The sequence below is a fragment of the Bartonella sp. AC535YNZD genome, from assembly GCF_042196625.1.
Classification (GTDB): Bacteria; Pseudomonadota; Alphaproteobacteria; order Rhizobiales; family Rhizobiaceae; genus Bartonella.
This window is the reverse complement of record NZ_JBHIQP010000093.1, coordinates 1-594: the sequence shown is the minus strand read 5'-3', so window position 1 is coordinate 594 and position 594 is coordinate 1. Positions and strand designations below refer to the sequence as shown.

The following is a 594-nucleotide window of genomic DNA, read 5'->3' as shown; positions in this document are numbered from 1 at the left end:
TCCACAACACTATGATAATCACTAGAGGATTTATCCTTTTGGAAAGAGGCGCTCATGGAGCCCCCACCACCCGTTTGTCCAGCACCAAACCCAACAGAAACAGAGTTTTGCTTGCTGGAAGTTTGTCCCGTATCACTGCGGCTGATAATGGCAAAATCACCCCCTACTTCCATTTCTACACGCTCTCCAGAAACCACGGCGCCTGCCAGTGTGGTGTTTGCCCCACTCGTGGTATGAACAGTGCCGGTGCCTATAATATGGCTGTTTTTGTGTTGAACTTCCTCACTGGAACCTTCCCCTTGACTAAAAGCAGCACTGCCCGTTGCCCCTGCGCCACCCGTGCCATAACCGGTGCCAACACTCATTGAAGAACTTTCACTGCTGTTTTGTGTGCTTTGCGTGTTTTGCGCACTTTCAAAGGTGATATGTTGCCCTGCTTCTAAGGTGATATTCCCGCTCTGTGCATCGTTTTCCAGCACATAGATTGGATTGGTACCAGCGATAATATCAACGCCAACACCATGGATGCTGCCTTTGTGGGCTTGCATGTTAACAGCGCGTCCGCCTTCTATGCTATCTGTCACCGCTGTGGAG

Annotated in this window: 1 protein-coding gene; it reads right to left on the bottom strand. The window is 50.3% G+C overall.

The window, feature by feature from the left end; all coding sequences use genetic code 11:
• The coding region (locus tag ACFIM8_RS09365) for a hemagglutinin repeat-containing protein (RefSeq protein ID WP_375614857.1) at positions 1 to 594 on the bottom strand (594 nt) is incomplete at both ends.